The organism is Aureivirga marina (assembly GCF_015767265.1).
In the GTDB taxonomy this organism is placed as follows: Bacteria; Bacteroidota; Bacteroidia; order Flavobacteriales; family Flavobacteriaceae; genus Aureivirga; species Aureivirga marina.
On record NZ_JADPIB010000003.1, the window covers coordinates 296,645 to 321,283 of the forward strand.

Sequence of the window (24,639 nt, forward strand, 5' to 3'; positions counted from 1 at the left end):
CAAAATTGGTAGCTTTTTTCCTCTCATTTTAACATTAATTTGCACGCATCGATTTTCTTTCTTCCTTCTGAATAAATTTTCATAAAGTAAATTCCTTCATCAAGATGTCGAATATCAATTTTTTTTTGATTCTCTGTTTCTAAAACTATTTTCCCGTGAGTGTCAAAGATTCTAACAAGATCTACATTATTATTAGTTTTGATACGAACAAAATTTGTCGTTGGATTTGGATAAACTGTTGTTAAGTTTTTAAAGACCTGTTCATCAATTCCAATTTGAGAGCACAAATCCGAGATACTAATATTATTATTCTGAAAAAATAAATCATTTTCAATTCCATTATCTGTCAAATTTTCAAAAATTGAACAGTCAATAGAACATGAAGTTAAAGATGGATTGTCTTCGATTCTAATTTTTTCCACAGTATTTAAACTTGGAAATAAGATATCTTTTAAATTATTATTGTTTTTAATATGTAAGTCTAAAGGAATATAATTAGGATATTCTTGTATTTGAGTTAAAGCATTAAATTCAATTTTTTCTAATTTTAAATTTCCTTCTACTTTAATTGGTCCAGTTGCAGTAACATTATTGAAAGTAATGTTTTTTAATTCATCATTACTTTCAATAGCAATTCTATTAAATGTTGTTAAGTTTTCACCTTTAATTTCTACCAAACTTGGATTTCCTTCAATTGTAATTACAGGTGATGAGGTAATTGAATTCAAATCCAAGCTTAACATTGATTCGTTGATATCAAAACTAAAATCATTAACCGTTTCAAGAGAACTAATATTTAATAATATCAACTCATCATTATTATACACATTAAAATTGTCAGCTGTTGTTAAGCTTGGAAAATTTGCTGCTGTTAAAACGTCATTTTGGTAGATTTGAATAAAATTATCAGAGCTTTCTAAACTAAAGAAAGTTACTGTTTCTAAATTATCATTATTTCCAATTTTTAAATTATGGATAGTTTCTAAAGCAAATAAATTAATAGTTTCTAAAGATGCATTTCCATAAATATCAATTTCATTTGCAGTTTCTAGATTATTGGCTTTTATATTCTCAAGGTTTGTATTTAATCGAACATAAAGATCATTTATGTTTCCGGAATCTAGGGTTATATCTGTTAACTGTTCGTTATTTGTAATTTTAAAATAACCTGAAACAGTTTCTAAATTTATCAATTGATTGATTGCTGTTAAAGAAGTATTTGTAATAAATAAATTTCCTCCAACAGAAGTTATATTTTCTAACGCTTCCAAAGATGTAATATCCGAACCATTTATTGTTAAATTTCCAACTAATTCTGTACATCCTGAGTAATCAGTTGAAAATGAATCTACTTCAGCCTGATTGACTAAAGTGATATTTGGATCATTACATTGCCCAAATGTGTAAATTGGAAGTGTAAGTAATAATAATGCTTTTCTTAAATAACTTTTATTCATGTATGTGGTAATTAATATAAAGCAAAATTACGTTTAAACCTATAAATGAAAAGTGTATAAAAAGGACATATTATGGCAAAAAAAAGACATTTTACGTTGATTTAGTAAAATGTCTTTTTTAAAATTAAAAATTAGATTTTATTCTTTTATAATTTTATGTGTTGAGATTCTATTTTTTTCTCTATATATTTTTAGATAATAAATTCCTTTTTCAATACTTTCTAAATTAAGTTCGTATGAATTGCGCTTTTCTATAATTATTTTTCCAGTAATATCAAATAGTTCCAATTTTGAAATTTCCTTAGAAGAAGATATAAAAATATGTTCTTTAGTTGGATTTGGGTAAATAGATAATTCTTCTTCATCAATAGATTCAACATTAAGAATTTGGGCACACATATTTTCAATAGAACAATTATCTCCATTTTCCCATATTTTAATATCATCTTGGGTGTAATTATAATATAATTCTGTTATTTTTGAACAATCAATATTACAAATATTTAAATTTGGATTATTAGTAATTATTATTTCATTTAATTGACTAGCATTATTTATAGTAATATTTTCAAGAATATCTGAATATTCTATTTTAATACTCGTTAATACATTTGAATTTGGAATATTTAGATTTTCAATTAAATCATTATTAGAAATATTAATACTTTTTAAAGAAGAACTGTTTAAACCTTCAAACATAAAGCTTCCACGCATAGTTAAACTTTCTAAATTTGTTATATTTTCAATTTCACTAATATCAAAATTTAAATTACCATTATATATTGAAAATGATTTACAATTTACTAACATTGGAAATACCGATTCAAAACTATAGAAATTGTTTTTTAAGAGTATATTTATGTTTTCACTTGAAATTAAATTTGGAAAGGTATTATAAAATCCTACAATATTATCTTCATCTAATCTAATTTGAATATTAGTTACAGTTTCTAAATTTTCAAATGAAATATTTGCTAATTTTTTATTATAATGATCATTATCTGAAAGATAATTATAATAATTATTAATAATAAAACTCCCTAAAACTTCTAGGGAATCAAAGCTTAGATCAACTAATGAAGGATTTCTACTAGGAAATAATTCTCCTGAAATAGTATTTAAATTTTCTAATCCTGAAGTATTGAATAATTCATTGTTATGTGAAAAATAAAAATTTCCTCCAATAGATTCTAATAATTCAAATCCTTCAAAATTCACAATAGATTCATTATACTTGATGATTAAATCCCCATTAATAGAAGTAATTAAATGTAATCCATCAAACGAAGTTAAAAAATCGTTTTCTTCAATTGTAATATTTTCAGTTACTGTTGTAATGTTTAAACCTTCAAAATTAGTCAGAATTGTATTTTTAATTATAAGATTACCAACAGAAGTAATGTTTAAATCATTTAAATTCTGAATATAATATAAATTCTGAATATTCAATGTATTTGTAACATTGTTTATATTTTCAAGACCATTTAAATTAACCGTATCAAAGCTGAAAATATTTAAATCCCCAGAAATCTCAGTACAATCAGGATAATCAATAATAAATTGATCAATTTGTTCTTGAGAAAATAAAGTGACATCTCCATCTGGACATTGTGAAAAAATGGAATTAAATGAGAATAAAAGGAATGCTGTAAAAAGCAATTTTTGTGTAATTTTTTTCATAAAAATTATTTTATATTTTTCCAAAAATATAAAATATTAACAAACATAAAACCGATTAATAATATTAATCGGTTTTATATACATATTAAATAAGTATTTAACTTAATTCAATAACTGTAATTTCAGGCCAAATTCCTACTCTACCAGGAAAACCTAAAAATCCGAAACCACGGTTTACATAAAGAAATTGATTTTTTTCTTCATATAATCCAGCCCATCTTGGATAAATAAATTTAGAAGGACTCCATTTAAATCCAGGAATTTCAATTCCAAACTGCATTCCATGTGTGTGACCAGATAAAGTCAAATCAATATGTGTTTGGTGTTCTAAAACTTTTTCATCCCAATGTGTTGGGTCATGTGACATAAGAATTTTAAAACTTTCATTTTCTGTGTTAGTTAAAGCTTTGTCTAAATCTCCAATTTTTGGAAATCTTCCTAAACTTCCCCAATTCTCCACACCAACAATATCAATAAATTCTCCATCTTTATGAATTCTTCTACTCTCATTGTTTAGTAATTCAAAATTCATGTCTTTATGTTGTTGGAAAAGTAATTGCATATTTTGTTGCTTTGCTTCTTCACTTCCCCAGTTTTTATAATCTCCATAATCATGATTTCCTAAACAAGAAAATTTTCCATATTTTGAGTTGATAGATTTAAATATATCAACATAATCCGTAATTTCTCTAGCATCATTATTTACTAAATCTCCTGTAAAAAATACTGCATCCGGATTTTGTGTATTAATTAAATCAATTCCTCTTTGTACATCTTCTTTACTATCAAAACTTCCTGCATGGACATCAGAAATATGTACAATTTTAAATCCTTTAAATGCATCTGGTAAATTCTTTAATTTTAAATTGACATTTTTAACAGTATAAAGGTATTTTCCTTTTGTTATTCCATAAATCATAGAAGCAAAAGGAACAGAAGCAGCAATCAATCCAAGTTGACCAATAAACTTTCTTCTATGTTTCAGGTTTACTTTTCTTTCTCCTTTTTTTCTTTTTATTCTTAAAATAATATATTTTATGTATCTGTATAAATCATAAATAAACAGATAACTTGCTAGTAGTAGTTTGAAAATAAAAAATGCAAAAAAGACACCTGAAGTTACATTTTTGAAAATAGAAGCATTAAATGATTCATTTTCAAAAACAGCTCTGGATAAATAAATATTAATTACTCCAACATATGCGATAATTCCAGTAATTACATATAAATATTGAAAAACACGTCTTGCTAACGTGCTTTCCAATATTCTAAAGTAAACTCTTAGTATATAAATATCGATTCCTAGAAAAACTAGCAAAAAACCGATAAAAAATGCGATTCCCATTCTTAGATTTTTCTTCTTTCTCTTTCTGTTTTTAATAAATTAAGCTCTCTACTTGTTTGTCCAGCAACCGAAGTATTTTCTTCTGCTCTACGAATCAAGTAAGGCATTACATCACGAACAGGTCCAAAAGGAAGATATTTTGCAACATTATATTTATGAGCAGCCAAATTATAAGAAATATGATCACTCATTCCATAAAGTTGACCAAAGAAAACTCTTTCATCATCATGCTTTACACCTGCTTTCTCCATTAATTCCATTAAAAGATAAGAGCTTTCTTCATTATGCGTTCCTGCGAAAATTGACATTTCACCCAAATTTTCAAACATGTAAGTCATTACACTGTTATACATATTATCTGTATCTGGTTTGGTAGCGCAAATAGGATCTTTATAACCCATTTCTTGAGCTCTTTCTCTTTCTTTTTCCATGTAAGCACCACGAACAATTTTCATACCAATATAAAAACCTTGTTCTTTAGCTCTTTCATGTAATTTCTTTAAATAATCTAAACGATCCCAACGATAACATTGAAGTGTATTAAAAACAATGGCTTTTTCTTTATTATATTTTACCATCATTTTTTCTACTAAATCATCAGCTGCATCTTGCATCCAAGTTTCTTCTCCATCAATTAAAATTGGAATTCCTGCTGCATGTGCAGCTTTACAAACTTTGTCATATCTGTCTACAACAACTTGCCATTCTTTTTTCTCTTCTTCATTTAATTCTTTTCCTTCTGTGATTTTTTGATATAAAGCAAATCTTCCAAATCCAGTAGGCTTAAATACAACAAAAGGAATATTTTTTTTGTCTTGTGCGAATTTGATAATTTTTAACGTAATATTCATAGCATTATCAAATTGTTCTTCTTCTTCTTTTCCTTCTACAGAATAATCTAAAACAGAACAAACATTTCCTTTTTCATACATTTTATCCATTACAGGCAAACAATCATCTTCTGTAACTCCTCCACAGAAATGATCAAAAACAGTAGTTCTAATTATACCTTCAACTGGCAAATGTGCTTTAAGAGCAAAGTTGGTTAAGGAAGTTCCTATTTTTACTAAAGATTCTTTTTGAATCATTTTGAATAAAAAATATGCTCTGTTTAGCTCAGAATCAGACTTTAATTTGAAAGCTACTTCTGTATTGTTAAAAATTCTATCCATGTCTTAAAAAAGTTTTCACAAATATACTCACTAGCTTTGAGTTTATCAATAATTTCATCGTAATTTGCATCGTTAAAATATAAAATATGAAAACGATTCAGGCAGTAGATTATTCAATACATTTTCAAGAAGAAGGATATAAACATTTAAATGCTTATTTAGCAGAGAATAAACCTTCTACAATTTTCATTATTGTTGACGAACATACAAATGAAAATTGTTTGCCAAAACTTTTACAAGAAATGGCAACAGATGCAACTTTGGAAATTATTGAAATTGAATCTGGAGAAGAAAATAAAAACTTACAAACTTGTACACATCTTTGGGAAGCTCTTACAGAATTAAACGGAGATAGAAAAAGTTTAGTAATTAATCTTGGAGGTGGAGTTATCACAGATTTAGGAGGGTTTGTTGCTTCTGCATTCAAACGTGGAATTCCATTTATTAATATTCCTACAACTTTACTTAGTATGGTTGATGCTTCTGTTGGAGGAAAGACAGGAGTAGATTTAGGTGTGCTGAAAAATCAAATTGGTTTTTTTGCAAATCCTGAAATGGTTCTTGTTGATACTTATTATTTACATTCTGTTCCAGATAGAGAATTACGTTCTGGATTAGCTGAGGTAATTAAATACGGTTTAACATATGATGCAAAAGTTTGGGAAGCTTTTTATGATTTAAATACTTTGGATGTTGATCATTTAATTCATAGAAGTATTGAAATTAAAAATGAAGTAGTTCTTCGAGATCCAAAGGAACAAAGTTTACGTAAGATTTTAAATTTTGGTCATACTCTAGGACATGCAATTGAATCGTATTTTTTAGATTCGGAAGAAAAAGAAAATATTACACATGGAGAAGCAATTACTCTTGGAATGATTATGGAATGTTATATTTCAAATAAACTGCTAAACTTCCCAATGGAAATTGTTGAAAAACTAAAATCTATTTCACATAATATTTACGGTAAAATTGAAGTAAAATCTGAAGATTATAATGGTATTCTTGATTTATTAAAACATGATAAAAAGAATATTGGAGGAAAAGTGAATTTTGTGTTACTTAAAAATATAGAAAAATATAAAATCGATTGTCAAGTGGAAAATGATTTACTTATTGAAGCTTTAGATTTTTATAATAAGTAAATTTAATTATCTTTTTAGTCGAAGACTGAGCGAAGCCGAAGTCTAATAAATTTGAAATTAAAATTAAAATCGATTTCAACTTCGCTCAGTCCCCGAAAGAAACAAAAATGAAATAGTTATTAAAAAGAAAAACAGATGATTCAAAAAAGAGAAATTTACAACGCACTTAAAAAATATTTTGGTTACGATGAATTTCGTCCGCTTCAATATGATATTATAAAAAATATTTTTGCAAAAAATGATTCCTTGGTTATTATGCCAACTGGAGGAGGAAAATCTATTTGTTATCAATTACCTTCTACTCTACTTCCAGGAATCACGATTGTAATTTCTCCTTTAATTGCTTTGATGAAAGATCAAGTGGATGGATTAAATGCAAATGGAATTACCGCTGCTTTTTTAAATAGTAGTCAAAGCCAAGAAGATCAAGCTGAGGTTTTTCATTTAGCAGAAAAAAAAGAATTAAAAATTCTATATATAGCTCCAGAAAGTCTTTCTATGTTTGATAATTTTTTGAAGACTTTGGAAATTTCTTTAATCGCAATTGATGAAGCACATTGTATTTCTGCTTGGGGACATGATTTTCGTCCAGCATATACTAGTTTGAATTATCTTAAAAAGGCATTTCCAAATGCAGCACTTATAGCTTTAACAGCAACTGCGGATAAAGCAACTCGTGAAGATATTTTGAAACAATTAGATATCCCAAATGCTTCCAAATTTATTTCTTCTTTTGATAGACCAAATCTTTCTTTGGAAGTTCGTCCAGCAAATGATCGTATTAAGCAAATTGTAAAGTTTATTCAAGAACGACCAAATCAGAGCGGAATTATTTATTGCTTAAGTAGAAAAACAACAGAAAGTATTGCTTCTAAATTACAAAATGTTGGAATTAATGCTGCAAGTTATCACGCTGGAATGGATCATGAATCTAGAGAAAAAGTACAAGAAAACTTTATTCAAGATAATACAGATGTGATTTGTGCGACTGTTGCTTTTGGGATGGGAATTGATAAATCGAATGTTCGTTGGGTAATTCATTATAATTTACCAAAAAACATTGAAGGTTATTATCAAGAAATTGGACGTGCTGGTCGTGATGGTTTAGATTCGGAAACGATTCTTTTTCATAGTTATGGTGATGTAATTCAACTTCAAAATTTTGCTCAAGATTCAAATAACGCTGAGGTGCAACTTTCAAAAATTGAACGAATGAAACAATATGCAGATGCATTAAGTTGTCGTCGTAAGATTTTATTGAATTATTTTGGAGAACATATAATTAAAGATTGTGGAAATTGTGATGTTTGTAAAAATCCGCCAACCTTTTTTGATGGAACTATTTTAGCCCAAAAAATTCTTTCGGGAATAATGCGTTTGCAAGAAAAGGAACCATTAAATGTTGTAATTGATTTTTTAAAAGGTTCTCGAAATCAAAATATCTTAGAGAAAAATTATCAGAATCTAAAAACTTATGGTGTTGCTCAAGAATTGGCTTGGAAAGATTTGCAGCAATATATGATTCAATTAATAAATTTAGGTTTTTGTGAAGTTGCTTTTCACGAATCAAATCATATAAAAGTGACACCTCTTGGAAAAAATGTCTTGTTTCAAGGAACAAAAGTTTCTTTAACATCGCTTCAAGATTTTAATAAAAAGAAAACAAAACAAGTTGAGGTTATTGTAGATTCCAGTGAACATGCAGCTCTTTATGAAAATTTAAGAACATTAAGAAGAAAAATTGCAAACGAAAAAAATATTGCTCCTTATCTAGTTTTCGGTGATGCAGCTTTAAGAGATATGCAAAAAAAATTGCCTTTGACAATTTCAGAGTTTTTAGAAGTTTCGGGAGTTGGGCAGAAAAAAGCAGATACTTATGGCGAAGCTTTTATTTCTGAAATTAAAAAATATGTAGAAGAAAATAATATAGAAATTAAAAAAGTTTTAGTTACTGTAAATCCAAAAAAGAAGAAAGAAAAGAAAAAACGAGAAAAAGGAGGAACTTATAAAACTTCTTATGAATTATATGAACAAGGTTATTCTATAGATCAAATTGCAGAGCAACGAAATTTAGCAAAAACTACAATTCTAGGTCATTTATTAAAAATGTATGAAATGGGATTTAAATTGAATCTTTCTGATTTTATAACTGACGAAGAATTATCAAAAGTTAAAAAAGCGAAAAAAGAGATTGAAAATCCAATAGGTTTGAAAGATTACTATACTTTTTTAAATGAAGAACTTTCCTATTCAAAAATCAGAATTGGTTTAGCTGTTTTAGAAAAGTAGTTTGAAAAATAAAATAAATAATATAAAATTAAGGAGTCATTAAATTATGATTCCTTTTTTTATTTTAGAATACTTTATTAACCTATTTAAAAATTTAATATTTTTTGCTACATAATAAGTAGTAATTGAAGCTATATCAAAAAAAAAAATAATTATTTCGCTACATTATATGTATTAATTAATTTTATACTTTTTAAAAAAAATCCATTTGAGTTATCTTATATTTGTTTTAAAATTTAAAAAGTTCAAAAAATGAAGAAAATTTTACAATTATTAGTACTATCAATCTCTTTGTTTTCATGTAGTATGAAAGAAAAAATCGTATTTAATGAAGACATGACTGGTGATTATGAATTATCTGTAGATTTGAGTCCAATGGTTAGTATGGCAGGATCTATGATGGGAGATTCTGATAAAAAGAATGAACAGAAATATGATACAATAGTCTATTTTGATGATATTATTGAATCATATAAAGACAGTGCTGAAACTTCTTATGATAAAAGAAAATTAGAAAATCTTCGAGGATTAAAAATGCAAACAAAAATGGATATTGATTCTGGTGATGCTTTTATTCGTATTTATAAAAGTTTTAATGGAATAGATGATTTAAACTTAATGCATGAAAATTTCGATTATGCAATGGATAAATCAAAAAAAGAATCAAAAGTAAAAGGTGTTCAAGAAAACAATTCAAGTATTCCACAAATTGGACAAAAAGTAACCTATTCTTATAAAAGAAAAAGATTTAAAAGAATTGCAGCAAATAAAAAAACAGAAGAAACAAATGAATCATCTGAAATTGAAGAAAATGATGATGATGATAAATTTGGAAGTATGATGAATATGATTGGAAAATCAATGGAATATGAGATTGAATATGTTTTTCCAAGAAAAATTAAAAAAGTTTCTTCAGACAAAGCAATGATTTCTCAAGATGGAAAAACTTTGAGAATTTCATACGATATAGAAGAAGTCATGAAAGATCCATCAATTATGTCATTTGAAGTTAAATTGAAATAATTTAAACATCCTAAAAAATGAAAACCGAGATTGTTTAATAATCTCGGTTTTTTTATTGTAAAAAATGCATCATTTTTTAAGTATTACGTCTTTATATATGAAAACATAAAATTTTAGAACTCATGAAAGATGTAAATAATAAATTCAATTCAGTAAATAATTCTACAGAGAACTGTTGTTGTCCGCCAGAAAATTGTACTTGCTGTTCAGCGGATTGTTGTGCAGATGGAAAATATAATGCATGTTGTGACAATGGAACAGATACTTGTTGTAATAGCGAGAACAAAACTTGCTGTTAATTAAAAGTCAAAGTTTGTGAGGAAAAAATCTTCACAAACTTTATTTTATATTTTTAAAAAAGAAATAGCAAAATTATGAATAAAGAAATTGAAGAAATTTACGCTCCTCTCCTATTATTTGTAAAAAAAAGAATCAATAATAAAGAGGATGCAGAAGATATTACACAGGAAGTTTTTTATAAATTTTCAAAAGCTGCTATTGCTGAAAAATCAAATTTTAAAAATCTACTTTTTAAGATTGCTAAAAATACGATTATTGATTATTATCGAAAAAAGAAAATTTATAATGAAGAAATAATCGAATCTACATTTGTGATAAATGAAAAATTTGAAGATTCTAAAAATGAGATTTGTTCTTGTATCTTTAAGTTTATTGATAAGCTTCCAAAAGAATATCAGAATATAATTGAAATGTCCGAAATCCAGGATATATCACAAAAAGAAATTGCTGAAAATTTAGATATAAATTACACAACAGTTAGATCAAAAATTCAAAGAGGAAGAAAAAAACTACAGAATTTGATTTCAGATTGTTGTAATGTAATTCAAAATCAAAAAGGGAGAATTGTAAATCATAAATGTTCAGGAAAAAATTGTAATTAAATTTTTGCTACATTTTATGTAATATTTAATATTATTTATAAAAAAACACGATAACAGTATATCGTGTTTCATTTTTTATGTTTTGTTTTAATTATTCTAAAAAGCCTAAAACTCCTTTCGTTTCAAAATAACCTTTTTGAAAAGCTTTTTGAGCAATAAATCCAACTAAAAAGCTTATAACAATATTTGCTATAAAAATTTTCAAAATCATTTCGCTCCAAAAAAACCAAGAAATTAAAGAAGCAAAAAGGAAAAGAATAAAAGATACAGGTTTTGCTAATTTTGCATAGCCTTTCGCTAAAACAATATTTCCATTTCCATCTTTATGAAGAAATTTTTCACGTTCTTTTGAAAAATTCGATGTTATGATAATTACCATTGGAAAAATTAAAAAATAGATAACTCCAGCGGCGTAACCTAATCCTAAAATCATTGGATAAATAACACCAAAAACGATAGCTCCACCTAAATAAATACCTGCACTAATAAAAAAAGACTCTACTGAATTTTCTTTAATCATAATTATATTTTTAAATTTTAACATAAATACGAAATTATAATCACAAAAACAGATATTTATTTCGTTTTATTTTAAACTATTTTCAAGAATCTAAATTCACTTTCTTTTTTATGGTTTTTAAAACTATTTTACTAAAAATAATTCCATAAATAAATCCAAAAACAAACCATAAAATTACTTTTTTCCAAAATAAAAAATCAAATAATATGGGTTTTGAAATTAATAATGGATAAATAAATTCGTTAAGAAAAATCATTATCATAGACCAAGCAAAACCTTCAATATATTTCCCTTTTCCCTCATAATAAGCAATCAATTCTTCATTACTTTTCTTTTTCGTCTGTATAAAATTTAGCATTTCTTTTTATTAATCTCTATGAATTTCTTTTAAAAATTTTACAGGAATTTCCTCTACTAGCCAAACACCATTTTCAGATTTAAAAAATTTAAAATTTTCCGCTACCATTTTTGTAGTATTTATTTCAAAAACAACTAATTGTCCATGTCTTCTTCCGACTTTTTCAGCAGTTTCAAAATCTTTACTTAAATGCACATGATGACGCTTTTTCTTTTGCAATCCTGTTTTATAAATAGAATCTGTGAATTTTATTGCTGTTCCATGATATAAAATTTCTGGTGGTGTTTTAGCAGTATAAGCTAAATCAACTTGTACAGAATGACCTTGATTAGCACGTATTTTTGTTTTATCTTCATTAAATGCAAAACGTTTTTTTTCGTTTGTTTCTACAACTTCTTCTAGCAATTCCATACCTATTTTATGCTGGAATTTATTCATATTAGAAAGTAATTGTGAAACAGAAACCCAACCATTTTCATCCATTGTTAAATGAATTTTTTCTGGTTGATGCCTTAAAACTAAACTTAAAAACTTACTGATTCTTCTATAGTTCTTTTCTTTATCTTTTTTCACTTTTTCTTTTTAATAATTTAAAATTTCCTCTTCATTTTTAATTCGTTTTAAACCAAAATCAGATTGACGAATTTTACACATTAATTCTTTTTCAGGATGTTTAAAAACAATTCCTTCTATATCATTTTCAGATAAAAAAGTCTTAATTCCATCAAAACTTAAATCATCTAATTTAAAACTTACAGAACCATGTTTTATCAATTCATGCTCGATAATGTTTTCTGGATTTGATTGCACTTTTTCACCACAAAGTTCATAAGTTCCATCGGTTTTTTCATTCAATTTATCAAAACCCTGAAAATGATATTGATCTGCTTTATTTTCTCTATTACAAGGAACCCAATGTGGATGATGACCAGAATTTACATCTGCTGGTTGACATGGAATTGCATTTTCAGGAATTGGTTTTTTATATTTTCCTGTTTTTTTATTAATTCTCGCATCATATCTTTTAAATAAATTTCCATTGATAATCGCACAAGAAGTTCCATCAAATTTTCTTGTAGCAATTCCTTTTTCTAAAACCCATAAATTATCAGGGTTAATTTCATTAATAACTCTTCCTAAATCTTCTGGATTTTTTTTAAATAATGTAGTAATCTTTTTCATGTATTCTATATTTATTCAATAAAAGGGTTGTACATCATGATTGCATGATTTTCAACAATTAATTTTTCTTCAATTATTTTTTCTTTTTTAGTTACAATTTTAAAAATCTGATTATGCCTTGAATAACCTCCCCAATATTGTTGTTTTATTTGATGATTTCTTTCTTCAATTTTATATGTTTCTTCGATTTTTGTTTTTGAAAATAATTCACCGTGTAAATGAGTTTCATCTAACCAAAGTTTTATAATAAACGTATTTTCTGTTTCGTTTTTAACTTGTAAATCGATATGATTAAAAGATAAAGTTGCACCAGCTCCAAACGGAACTTTTCGTTTTACATCTGGAAAAACATCATAACCATGACGATATCTTTCTGTAATAGTTAAAGGACTATGGGCAAAAATCCAAAAAAGTAAATTTCCTAATTGACACAAACCTCCTCCGATATCTTTCGCAATTTTACCACTTTTTAAAACCAAACCTTCTAAATAACCTTTTGAAACAGTTGGTCTTCCAACTAATTTCCAAATCGAAAATGTTTCTCCTGGATGAATTACAATTCCATCAATTTCTTTAATTGCTAATTCTAAGTTTACTCTTTTATTTTCTTGAAGATACATATCAACATCTTTGAGTTTTCTTAAAATAACGGATTGGTGTTTGTAAACAGAATAATCATAGCTTTCAGATAGCTTTGTTTTAGCATATATATTTTCATCAAAAATCCATTTGAACTTTCTTTTTAAAATAAAATATTCTTTTCCTAAAACTTGTCTAACTTTACTTCTCTTAATCGGCTTTTCAATTTCATTTCTCATATTTTACATTTTTTATTTAAACTTTAAAAACTATTTTCAAAGGAAAATTATGCCAAGATAATTTTATTAATTTAAAATAGAAGTTGCAAAATATGGTAAAAATCAATTTTTGAGCAATTTATTAAAATTTATGTAAAAAAAAGCCACATTCCGTAAAATGTGACTTTTTATATTTGAAAAACTAAGTAATTTATTTTCTAATTAAAATTTTCTTTGTCACTAAGTGCTTTGGCGAAGTAATTCTTAAAATATACTGTCCATTTCTTAATGTTGTAAAATCTAAGTCTGTATTAGGTAAAATTGCATCGTATTTTCTTTCTAAAACAACATTTCCTTTTAAATCAAAAACTTGTAAAGTTGCTTTTTCATCAATACTTAAATTAACATGTGCTGTATTTTGAATTGGATTTGGGAAAACATCTCCTGCTTTAAGATCTAAATTTGCATAATCCTCAACATTTAATGTATCTTCTCCATCTGTGTTATCTTCTTCATCAACATCATTTAAACTATTATCAACAACTGGAGCTCTCCATACACCTCTTCCGTAAGTTGCAATCACAAGATGATTTTCTATAGAATTAATTTCTAAATCACGGATATGTGTGTGCGGTAAATTATTGTTATATAAAGTCCATTCCTCTGTAGTATCATCCATATAATAAACAGCATTACTTTGTGCTAAATAAATTGTATTATTTGGCGAATTTTGCTGATGTGCAATTGTAACATTTGAAACTCCTTCAGTTGGTAAATTATATGTAATATCTGTCCAAGATTCTCCTCCATCAATTGACTTAAAAACAGCTGATTGAGTTGTTACATAAATGATGTTTGAATCATTTTTATTAAAATCAATATTTGTGATAAAATTCCCCCAGAATTGACTTCCAGTTGGAGTATTCACAACAGAATAAGTCATTTGACCATTGGCATCAATACTAGAAGGATTTGTTTTATAAACTCTATATTCATCAGAAAACAAAACGTTATCTTCATTTGTTGGATCTACTCTAATAATCGCTAAATTTTTATAAAAGTTAGGTGCAGTAGAACTTATAACTTTTGTTACAGGCACAAATGAATATTGTGTTTGTGCATCATTAAGTTGTAATTTATATAATTTATCATATCCAGCATAAAGAGTTCCTTCACCTCCAAATTCAAGAGGAGTAACCCAATCACCATTAACTCCAGGAGCAGAAGCAATTGCAAAACCATCATTATTTACAACATCGTAGACAAATAAATATCCTCCATTTTGAATAAATCCAAAGTAATAATTTGAATCTGTTGGATCAATTGCAGCATCCATTCCATCAGCTCCATGATAAACTTTCCAGCTTTCATTTGAAAATGCAAAACCTCCATTATCTTGTAATCCTCCAACAATTTTTGAACTTGTTTCTGGAGCTACATCAATTCTATATAATTGACTAATATTCAACCCATGAGTTTTATCATCAAAATTCACTCCACCATCTGAAGAAATATATATTCCACCATCTGTAGAAGCATATAATTTTCCGTTATAAAACTTTAAATCATGAATATCAGAGTGTGTATATGAAGGACTTTCAGGTTGATTCCAAACTGTAATTCTAGAGAATGTATTTCCTCCATTAGAAGATTTATAAATATTTAAATTCCCAATAAATATTTCGTTTTTATTTGTATCAGAAACTGTCATTGCTAAATCGTAAAACGCTTGACCACTTCCATCATAAATATCTAAATCTTCTCCACTATGTATTTGTATAAAAGACTCTCCACTATCTGTCGATTTATATAAAGCTTTATAAGATTCATCATTATTAGAGTAAAGAACATACAGATATCCAGAATCATCTGGTGTTGTTGCAATTACAGTTCTACCTGCTTGCGTAGCATAGTGAATTTGCGAAAAAGAATCTCCCGCATTTGTTGATTTCATGATATATGAATTCGTACCAACTCGAACTACAATATAAATTGTATTAGGATCTTCTGGATTTAAACGAATTTCTTTTACCACATTAGAAACAACTTTCGTCCAAGTCTCTCCTGCATCAGTAGTTTTGAATAAACCTCCATTTGTACAAACCCAAAGCATATTAGAATCATTTGGATTCATCAAAATTTCACCTGAAACTGTAAATCCACTTAAATTTTCTAACTTATTCCAAGTCGCACCTCCATCAATTGATTTATATACTCCATCTGAATAAGAATCACGTGCATCTTCATCTCCAGTAGAAATATAAATAATATTTGAATCATTATAATCGACTGCAATTCCAGAAATACCAATTGACGGCAAGTAGTCAGTTAATGAATTCCATGAAGTTCCATGATCTTTTGATTTCCATAATCCTCCATCTGGTGAACCAACATAAATTGTATTAGGATTATTTGGATCAATAACAGAAATATTCACTCTTCCTTGTCCTGGACTCCAAGAACCAACATTACTATGATTAAATGGTCCTAAAGGAATCCACTCTCCTGTATTTTCTTCTGTTTGTCTAAATTTAATATCGTTTAGTCTGTTCCAAGCTTCTGCAATTTGAGCAGGAGAAAATAAAGAACCATCAGAATTTACTCTGTGTCTCCAATTCTCCTTCCATCTTTCATAAACTTTAATTCCGCTTCCTTTAAAATCGTTTGGAACACTTTTCCAATACATATCTAATTCTGCAATTCTTTGATTAAAGTTTAAAACTTCACTAGTTTGCGTTTTGGCGGCTTCTCTTCTTGCAGGTGCATCCGATTGTGCATTTATTGCAGTAGTAGCCAACAAAACAATAGGTAGTAAAAATTTTTTCATAAATGTGTTAACTGTTTAAATTAAATTGGGATTAATTAGAAATCTATAATGTAATTGGCAATAATAACTATAGATTATTAGTATTCATAATACAAAAGCAATCTTTTAAAACGTTTTATAAAAAAATAATTATCTATTTAAATTTATTGAGAATCTATTTATTTTTTAACATAAAATTAATTTTAGTTAAAAATATTAAGTTTTTTGAGCAAAATAAACAGATTTATTTTCCTACTTATCCTATAGGTTTTTTAGATTTTTTAAATAAAAAAAGAGTCAATTTTAGCTAAAAAAATCTACAACTTGATATTTTCTTACAAAAAGTTCAACATAATTGCTATAATTAGACGCGTTTTATTGAAGAAACTAACAGACTTTTTCTTAATATCTTAAAAAATAATTAAATAATTGATTTTCAGTATTTAAAATAAATTAAACCAAGAAAAAAAAGTAAATTTATATTGAAAATCAAATAGTTATGCGAAATTTATACTTTTTAACATTATTATCCATCATTTTATTTTCTTGTAATAATGATGATGATGTAAAAACAATTCCAGCTGAACCATTAATTACTGGTTATATGTATACTTCTACAAATGCAAATGGTCAAAATGCTGTATTAGGATTTAAACAATTTATCGATGGAACAATCGAAGAATTAGAAAATTCTCCTTTTTTTACAAAAGATTTGGGTGCTACAGAGCAGGGAGATTTTGATGCTCAATATTCAATAAGAATGATTGATGATTTATTATTAGTTGTAAATGCTGGAAAGAATCCTGTAAATGGGACAATTTCTGTTTTTAAAATTGATAAACCTTCTGGAAATTTGACATTAATTGATCAAACTCCTTCAGATGATTCATCTTTTAATATTGATAGTAGAGGAATTCGACCAGTTTCTATTGCAATTACGGAAACAAATGATAAAACTTGGGTTGTAGTTGGAAATCAGCATTCGATTTTTGGATATGCTGGAGCAAATGAAATTCCTTTTGGAGAATTGGTAAACACAAATGAAAGAAATATTGTTTTATATTCTTTAGATAAAGACACTGGACTTCTAACTTTTGAAACTATTTTAGATACTTATTTTGATGGAAATATTGGTGGAGTTGCCTGTGTAGATTTTAATGAAAACGGAAGTAAATTGATTGTATCAACTTTAGGAATTATACATATTGATATTGATTTTCCTAATCCAAACTTATTAAAATCAAGTCAAATTTATTTCTATGATTTTAATAATGGAAGTGCAACAAATACTGGTATTTTTGCAGAACCAGGTGTAGCTGGAACTGTAGCTGCAATTTGGTCAAATACTGGAAATAATATTTATACAACTAGTTTTAATTTAACAGAAGATAGAATTGATTATGATGTACTTCGAATCAATTCAAATAATTTAGACATTGAACAAAATTTTCGATCTGGATTAGAATTAGACAATTCTTCGTGTTGGGCTACAATTACAGAAGATAAGCAACATTTATTAACTGTTAATTTAGGAGAAAATTCTGTTGCTTCTTATAAAGTTGCAGCTGATGATGCTTTATCAATTGTTGCAGATCCATATATTACTCCTGCAAGAGATTTAAATGGAAGAGAATTAAAAGATATTATTAATTTAGGAAATTATGTATATGCTATTTCAGCTGTGAATTCCCATAAAATTTCTATTTTTTATTTAAATTCAGATGGTTCATTAACGGAATTATCATCTTCTCCATATGCGATTCCTAGTTCCATAGGAAAAACAAGTGAACAAGAAATATTCCTCGGATTAGTAGGATATTCAAAATAAAAAAAAGCTCGGTTAGATACCGAGCTTTTTTTATATATAATTTAATGATTATCTTTTTATAAATTTCTTTTGTAATGAGAATTCATCTGACTTACAAACGATAAGATAAGTTCCAATTTCTAATTCAGATACATCAACTTGATTGATATTCGTTTCAGAAACAGTCATTACTTTTTGTCCTAATAAAGAATAAATTTCAACAGTGTCAACAATTCTTGAAGAAGAAATATATAAATAATCTCTTGTTGGATTTGGATAAATATTAAAATTAACTAATTCTTCTTCTCCTACTGAAATATCCTCGTCTAATTGTAATTCAAATTCACAAATTTCAATATTTCCAGAAATATCTTCGACTTTAATTTTTACAATATGCATTCCAAAAGGAAGTAATTCTCCAACTTCTGGATCTTGTGTAACTTCAAATGTACAGTTATCTGAAACAACAATATCCCCCATAAAATCCTCCATTGTATATTGACTTCCATAATCTAGTAAAATTACTTGATTTTCTGGACAACCTTCTTCAATTACAGGCATTGTTTCATCTTTAATTAAAACTGTAAATGTGAATGTATCTGTATTTCCTAATTCATCTTCAGCTTTAATTGTCACTTGTGTATCTTCAGTAATTTGACTTCCTGGAGCAGGATCTTGAGACATTGAAACCTCAGAGCAAGTTCCAGTTGGGTTTAACATATCTAATACTAAATAGTTTGGTAAACTTAAAGTACAATTATGATTTAACGTTAATTCATGATCACTAATATATCCTTCAATTACTAAATCATTTGTATCAACAACAGTAACATTAAAACCACAAATTAAAACTTCACCATCATCTTTTATGTATTGGTATCTAACTTCAGTTGTTCCAATTTCAAAAAATCCACCACTTTCAACACCTTCAATTAATGTAAAGTTAGCTGAAGAAGCACAATTATCAACCATCTGTGGTATATCATAAACAACATGAGCTCCACAAACTTCAGTACTTGAGTTAACAGTAACATCTGTTGTACAAACTACTTGAGGCTCTTCAACATCATTTACAATGATATCAAATGAACAAGTATAAAGAGTTCCATCTGTACTCATAATTTCATATGTAATTGCAGTTGTTCCAATAGGAAAGAACGAACCAGTAGCTAAACCTTCAGTCATGATAAATGAAACTGGATCACAATTATCTGTTGCAACAGGCATAGGATAATCTACAACTGCACCACATTCACCTGGATCATTATCTACAGTAATATCTCCAGAACAACTTAAAACTAAAGATTGATTATCTTCAACAGTAACTTTAAATGAACATTCTGTGATAACACCATCTCCATCTTCATAAACAAAAGTATTAACTGTTTCTCCAATAGGAAATAATTCACCAGAAGCTAAACCTGATGTTTGAGTAGCAACTAAACCAAGACAATTTCCTGTAGTTGTAGGTGAATCATAAGTTACAACTGCACCACATTGATTGAAATCATTAGTAATTACAATATCTGAAGGACATGTAATAACAATTGGATCTACAGCATCAACAGTAACTTTAAATGAACATGTAAAAGATTCTGTTCCATCATCAGATACAATTGAGAATGTATTCGTTGTTTCTCCTACAGGAAAAGCTTCACCACTTGCAAATCCATTAGTTTGTGTGATTGTATATGTTTTACAGTTATCTGTAATTTCAGGTAAATTATAAGTTACATTCGTTGTACAACCACCTGAATCTGCGTTTGCAGTTATGTCTGTTGGGCAAACAATTACTGGATCTTCAGAATCGATTACTTCAATTGTGAAAGAACATGTAATAACTTCCCCTAAATCATTTTCAATTTTATATGTATTTTCTGTAATTCCAACTGGAAATACTTGTCCACTTACTAAACCTCCTGTTTGCTCAACTAAAACAGATGCACAATTATTAGTAACCTCAGGTAGGTCAAAAGTAACAACTGCTCCACATTCACCAGGATCATTATTTACTACAATATTATCAGGACAATTTAATGCTAAAGCACCTGATTCTTGAACTATTACTTTTTGAGTACATGTAACAACATTACCAATAGAGTCTTCAATTTGGAAAGTATTAATTGTTTCTCCTACAGGGAAAAATGCTCCACTTACAATTCCATTTGTTAAAGATGGAATTAAATCAGAATCACAGTTATCAATCACTTCAGGTAAATCATAATTTACAATTGTACCACATAAATCAGGATCACTTACTACAATAATATCATCTCCACAAACTAATTCTGGTGCTGTAATATCTTGAACAACTGCTATAAAATCACATGTTGCAGTATTTCCTGCATCATCTGTAACAACAATATTTACATTAACAATATTTTCAACCATTGTTCCAGCAGCAGGAGTTTGTGTAACCGTATAATTACAATTATCTACAATACTTAAAATATCAGAATAATCAGGCATTACTGCTTGACAATTTGCTTCTGGATTTAAAATTTGAATTCCTAAACAATTTTCAATAACTGGAACTTGTGTATCAGAAACAATTACTTGAATCCCTAATCTTCCTCCACTTTGACAAACATTTGTAGTAGATTTCGCTTCTGCATAATATGTGTTTCCACTAACAATCTGTGTTGTTCCATCTAAAATATCAGTTGAAGTTTCAGTAGCATACCAAACAATTTCAGTTCCATCTTGTGAAGAAACAACAATTTCATCTAAAGTAATTATATTACAAACATGTTGAACTGTATCTCCTGTTGGAGTTTCAATTGTAGATGGTTCCCCCTGATATTCATAAGCTCCCATATCAATAATTCCAGAATTAAAAATTCTTGGATTTCCTGCTAAATCTTTTACAAGTGTATTTTCACTATTTAATCCAACATTTAATAAAGGAGAACATTCTTCTAATCGATAATTATCATTATCAATATCAACAAAAACAGGATCTTCATGTAAATTTCCACCATAATTTACACCAACATTTATATTTGGTAGACCTCCATCAATTGATGAATTTTTTACGTATGTATTACTTGGTGGTTTATTATAAATCGATCTTAATGCATCACCAGCAGCTTCATTAAAATAAACAATACAATTATTTAAATATAAATTTGTCGTTTCATTGTTTCCAATTCCTCCTCCAAAGTTATTTGTTGAAACATTTTTTACAATTGTTCCATTATTTATTGTCATTGTTGTTTTTTGATTACGAATTCCCCCTCCTACAAAATTCGTAGTATTTTCATATACAAGAGCATTTGTCATTACGATAGAACAGTTGTCATTGTATAATCCACCACCATAATAATCTGATTGGTTATTATGGATAATGATATTCATATAAGTTAAAATCCCGTTTTCATCATTATAAATTCCACCTCCAGCTACATTAGCATAATTATTATTAATTGTACTATTTTCAATAGATACAATCGAATTTATTGTATAAATTCCACCTCCATATTGTGCTTTACAATTTTTAACAGTCATGTTTCTTAAATCCACAACAGAATTTTTGATATAAATTCCACCTCCTTGATGAAAAGGTGTACTTGTTGTCTTACCTCTACCATCTTGAATAGTAATTCCATCAATTATTGTTGTGTTTCCTGTTGCATTTAATATGTATAATGCATGATAAGAATTATCTGTATCATCTGTTGGAGTTTCATCAAAATCTGCCGAAATTATTGTTTCATTTAATTGAATATTTCTTTGACTTATGGCAGTCTCAGTTCCTGCAAATCCTCCATATATTTCCACATTATCTGCCACAATAATTGATCGACTTCTTTCATCTGTAATGTCAATCATTTGTGTTGGATAATAGGTTCCACCTGCAATCCAAACTTGGACGCAAGTTAAATCACCAGTCAAAGCATCTTGTAAAGTATTATAGGCGGTCGCCCAACTCATTCCGTTCCCACCAGGAGTCGCATCAGCCTTCACATATCTGATGATAGGTGTGGAACATGTAAATTCAGAAGTATTATTTTTTGAATAAGAATAATTACCATGTATTATTAATATAAAAAATAATATTAAGTGTAAATATTTCCTCATATTAAATAGTAGAAACTATCCATCCTACAATAAATAGTTTTGTTTTAGGGGGTTAATAAACTTTTACTACAAAATCATCTAAGGATAACCTTTCAGCCAATTTCTAAAAAAAAAACGAAATATTCAAATATCTTCATTCTTTTATATTAAAAATTTCAAATTTAAAATTTAAAAGACTAAATTTTAGAGAATTACAAAATATATTAGCTTTTTATAAATTAAATTTAATTGCAAAATTTTAACCTTTTTTCTTTAAATCATCAAAAAATTAACTCCAATCCAACCCTTTTTGAGAAGTAATTTTTTAAAGTAAGTTTCTGCATTATTAGTCGTATAATACACTCTTTTATTTCAAGCAAATTATAAAAAGAAAAAAGTGGTTAAGTTTTTTCTTAACCACTTTCTTATATTTTAAGAATACATTTTTTCTCTCAATTCCTTAATTTTAGGATCTTCTAAATATTCATCAAAAGTTAAGTGTTTATCTATAACTCCATTAGGTGTAATCTCTATGATTCTGTTCGCTACAGTCTGAGCAAACTCATGATCATGAGTTGTAAAAATCACATTTCCTTTGAAGTTCTTTAATGAATTATTAAAAGCTTGAATTGATTCTAAGTCTAAGTGATTTGTTGGTTCATCTAACATTAAAACATTCGCTCTTGTCATCATCATTCTCGAAACCATACAACGAACTTTTTCTCCTCCAGAAAGAACATTACATTTCTTTAAAGCTTCTTCTCCACTGAAAATCATTCTTCCTAAGAAACTTCTTAAGAAAACCTCCTCTTTCTCTTCTTCAGTTTTTGCATATTGACGTAGCCAATCTACTAAGTCTAAAGAAGCATCTTTGAAAAACTCAGAGTTATCTAGAGGTAAATAAGATTGTGTAGTTGTAACTCCCCAGTTAAATTTTCCTGTATCTGCTTCTGATTCTCCAGCAATAATATTGTAAAAAGCAGTAACAGCACGTGAGTTTCTGGAAATTAAAGCAACTTTATCTCCTTTATTTAAATTAAAGTGAATATCTTGGAATAATGTTTCTCCTTCAAAAGTTTTGCTTAAGTTTTCTACGTTTAAGATTTGATCTCCAACTTCTCTATCTTTATCAAAAATAATCGCTGGATATCTTCTACTTGAAGGCTTAATTTCCTCTACATTTAATTTATCAATCATTTTCTTTCTACTTGTTGCTTGTTTAGATTTTGCAACGTTTGCAGAGAAACGACGGATAAATTCTTCTAATTCTTTCTTCTTATCTTCCGCTTTCTTATTCTGTTGTGCTCTTTGTTTTGCAGCTAACTGACTAGATTCATACCAGAAAGTATAGTTTCCAGAGTAATGATTAATCTTACCAAAATCAATATCTGAAATATGTGTACACACAGCATCTAAGAAGTGACGGTCATGCGATACAACAATTACAGTATTATCATAATTTGCTAAGAAATTTTCTAACCATGAAATAGTTTCAAAATCAAGATCATTGGTAGGCTCATCCATGATTAATACATCCGGATTTCCGAAAAGTGCTTGTGCTAATAACACACGAACTTTTGCTTTACCATCCAAATCACTCATTAAAGTATAATGCTGCTCTTCTTTTATTCCTAATGAAGATAATAATGAAGCTGCATCACTTTCAGCAGTCCAACCTCCCATTTCTTCATATTCAATTCCTAATTCACCAGCTTTAATTCCATCTTCTTCAGAAAAATCAGGTTTTGCATAAATTGCATCCATCTCTTTCTTAATCTCATAAAGCTTTTTATTACCCATTATCACAGTCTCTAAAACAGGAAATTCATCAAAAGCAAAGTGATCCTGAGATAAAACGGACATTCTTTTTCCTGGCTCTAATGAAACGTTTCCAGATGTTGGATCCATTTGTCCAGATAATATTTTAAGGAATGTAGATTTTCCCGCTCCATTCGCTCCGATAATTCCGTAACAGTTTCCTTGTGTGAACTTTGTATTAACTTCATCAAACAAAATTCTCTTTCCAAACTGAACAGATAAATTTGATACTGTAAGCATTATATTACTATTGTTTATTTTTATTTTTTTGCAAAATTA

Annotated in this window: 18 protein-coding genes; 6 read left to right on the plus strand and 12 right to left on the minus strand. The window is 27.7% G+C overall.

Annotation, left to right across the window (positions count from 1 at the left end; all coding sequences use genetic code 11):
- Positions 1-23: 23 nt before the first annotated feature.
- The 4 genes from I1A51_RS08115 to I1A51_RS08130 all read right to left on the minus strand — a co-directional run bounded on the left by I1A51_RS08115 (position 24) and on the right by I1A51_RS08130 (position 5,654).
- The gene (locus tag I1A51_RS08115) at positions 24-1,457 is read right to left on the minus strand and encodes a T9SS type A sorting domain-containing protein (RefSeq protein ID WP_196892870.1); all 1,434 of its coding nucleotides are present in this window, start codon (positions 1,455-1,457) and stop codon (positions 24-26) included.
- 138 nt (positions 1,458-1,595) lie between these two features.
- The gene (locus I1A51_RS08120; protein ID WP_196892871.1) at positions 1,596-3,137 is read right to left on the minus strand and encodes a T9SS type A sorting domain-containing protein; all 1,542 of its coding nucleotides are present in this window, start codon (positions 3,135-3,137) and stop codon (positions 1,596-1,598) included.
- 97 nt (positions 3,138-3,234) lie between these two features.
- Positions 3,235-4,482 carry a metallophosphoesterase gene (locus I1A51_RS08125; RefSeq protein ID WP_196892874.1) on the minus strand — a complete coding sequence of 416 codons (1,248 nt, stop codon included), beginning with the start codon at positions 4,480-4,482 and terminating at the stop codon, positions 3,235-3,237.
- A 2-nt stretch (positions 4,483-4,484) separates the two neighbouring features.
- Positions 4,485-5,654: a proline dehydrogenase family protein gene (locus I1A51_RS08130; RefSeq protein WP_196892875.1), complete on the minus strand. Its 1,170-nt coding sequence runs from the start codon at positions 5,652-5,654 to the stop codon at positions 4,485-4,487.
- Between the two features lie 86 nt (positions 5,655-5,740).
- Between I1A51_RS08130 and aroB the strand changes: the two genes are divergently transcribed.
- From aroB to I1A51_RS08155, 5 genes are all read left to right on the plus strand, one after another.
- The gene (aroB, locus tag I1A51_RS08135) at positions 5,741-6,799 is read left to right on the plus strand and encodes a 3-dehydroquinate synthase (protein WP_196892877.1); all 1,059 of its coding nucleotides are present in this window, start codon (positions 5,741-5,743) and stop codon (positions 6,797-6,799) included.
- Between the two features lie 135 nt (positions 6,800-6,934).
- A complete protein-coding gene (gene recQ, locus I1A51_RS08140) occupies positions 6,935-9,088 on the plus strand; it encodes a DNA helicase RecQ (protein ID WP_196892879.1) in 2,154 nt (717 codons plus the stop codon).
- A 252-nt stretch (positions 9,089-9,340) separates the two neighbouring features.
- Positions 9,341-10,111, plus strand: a complete 771-nt coding sequence (locus I1A51_RS08145) for a hypothetical protein (RefSeq protein WP_196892881.1) — start codon at positions 9,341-9,343, stop codon at positions 10,109-10,111.
- Between the two features lie 122 nt (positions 10,112-10,233).
- On the plus strand, positions 10,234-10,410 hold the full coding sequence (locus tag I1A51_RS08150) for a hypothetical protein (protein ID WP_196892884.1): 177 nt from the start codon (positions 10,234-10,236) through the stop codon (positions 10,408-10,410).
- A 75-nt stretch (positions 10,411-10,485) separates the two neighbouring features.
- Positions 10,486-11,013, plus strand: coding sequence for a sigma-70 family RNA polymerase sigma factor (locus I1A51_RS08155; protein ID WP_196892887.1), 528 nt, complete (start codon positions 10,486-10,488; stop codon positions 11,011-11,013).
- A gap of 91 nt (positions 11,014-11,104) precedes the next feature.
- On the opposite strand, the gene I1A51_RS08160 is transcribed toward I1A51_RS08155, so the two are convergent.
- The 6 genes from I1A51_RS08160 to I1A51_RS08185 all read right to left on the minus strand — a co-directional run bounded on the left by I1A51_RS08160 (position 11,105) and on the right by I1A51_RS08185 (position 16,697).
- Positions 11,105-11,533 carry a hypothetical protein gene (locus I1A51_RS08160; protein ID WP_196892889.1) on the minus strand — a complete coding sequence of 143 codons (429 nt, stop codon included), beginning with the start codon at positions 11,531-11,533 and terminating at the stop codon, positions 11,105-11,107.
- Positions 11,534-11,615: 82 nt separating this feature from the next.
- A complete protein-coding gene (locus tag I1A51_RS08165) occupies positions 11,616-11,891 on the minus strand; it encodes a hypothetical protein (protein WP_196892891.1) in 276 nt (91 codons plus the stop codon).
- 9 nt (positions 11,892-11,900) lie between these two features.
- Entirely contained in the window at positions 11,901-12,464 is a 564-nt protein-coding gene (locus I1A51_RS08170) for an RNA 2'-phosphotransferase (protein ID WP_196892893.1), read from the minus strand.
- Positions 12,465-12,473: 9 nt separating this feature from the next.
- On the minus strand, positions 12,474-13,073 hold the full coding sequence (locus tag I1A51_RS08175; RefSeq protein WP_196892895.1) for a hypothetical protein: 600 nt from the start codon (positions 13,071-13,073) through the stop codon (positions 12,474-12,476).
- A gap of 11 nt (positions 13,074-13,084) precedes the next feature.
- A complete protein-coding gene (locus I1A51_RS08180; protein WP_196892897.1) occupies positions 13,085-13,891 on the minus strand; it encodes a VanW family protein in 807 nt (268 codons plus the stop codon).
- A gap of 190 nt (positions 13,892-14,081) precedes the next feature.
- Positions 14,082-16,697 carry a T9SS type A sorting domain-containing protein gene (locus tag I1A51_RS08185; protein WP_196892899.1) on the minus strand — a complete coding sequence of 872 codons (2,616 nt, stop codon included), beginning with the start codon at positions 16,695-16,697 and terminating at the stop codon, positions 14,082-14,084.
- 478 nt (positions 16,698-17,175) lie between these two features.
- Between I1A51_RS08185 and I1A51_RS08190 the strand changes: the two genes are divergently transcribed.
- The gene (locus I1A51_RS08190; RefSeq protein ID WP_196892900.1) at positions 17,176-18,504 is read left to right on the plus strand and encodes a lactonase family protein; all 1,329 of its coding nucleotides are present in this window, start codon (positions 17,176-17,178) and stop codon (positions 18,502-18,504) included.
- Between the two features lie 48 nt (positions 18,505-18,552).
- On the opposite strand, the gene I1A51_RS08195 is transcribed toward I1A51_RS08190, so the two are convergent.
- Both I1A51_RS08195 and I1A51_RS08200 read right to left on the minus strand, forming a co-directional pair.
- Positions 18,553-22,563 carry an HYR domain-containing protein gene (locus tag I1A51_RS08195; protein WP_196892902.1) on the minus strand — a complete coding sequence of 1,337 codons (4,011 nt, stop codon included), beginning with the start codon at positions 22,561-22,563 and terminating at the stop codon, positions 18,553-18,555.
- 411 nt (positions 22,564-22,974) lie between these two features.
- On the minus strand, positions 22,975-24,600 hold the full coding sequence (locus I1A51_RS08200; protein ID WP_196892908.1) for an ABC-F family ATP-binding cassette domain-containing protein: 1,626 nt from the start codon (positions 24,598-24,600) through the stop codon (positions 22,975-22,977).
- Positions 24,601-24,639: the final 39 nt, after the last annotated feature.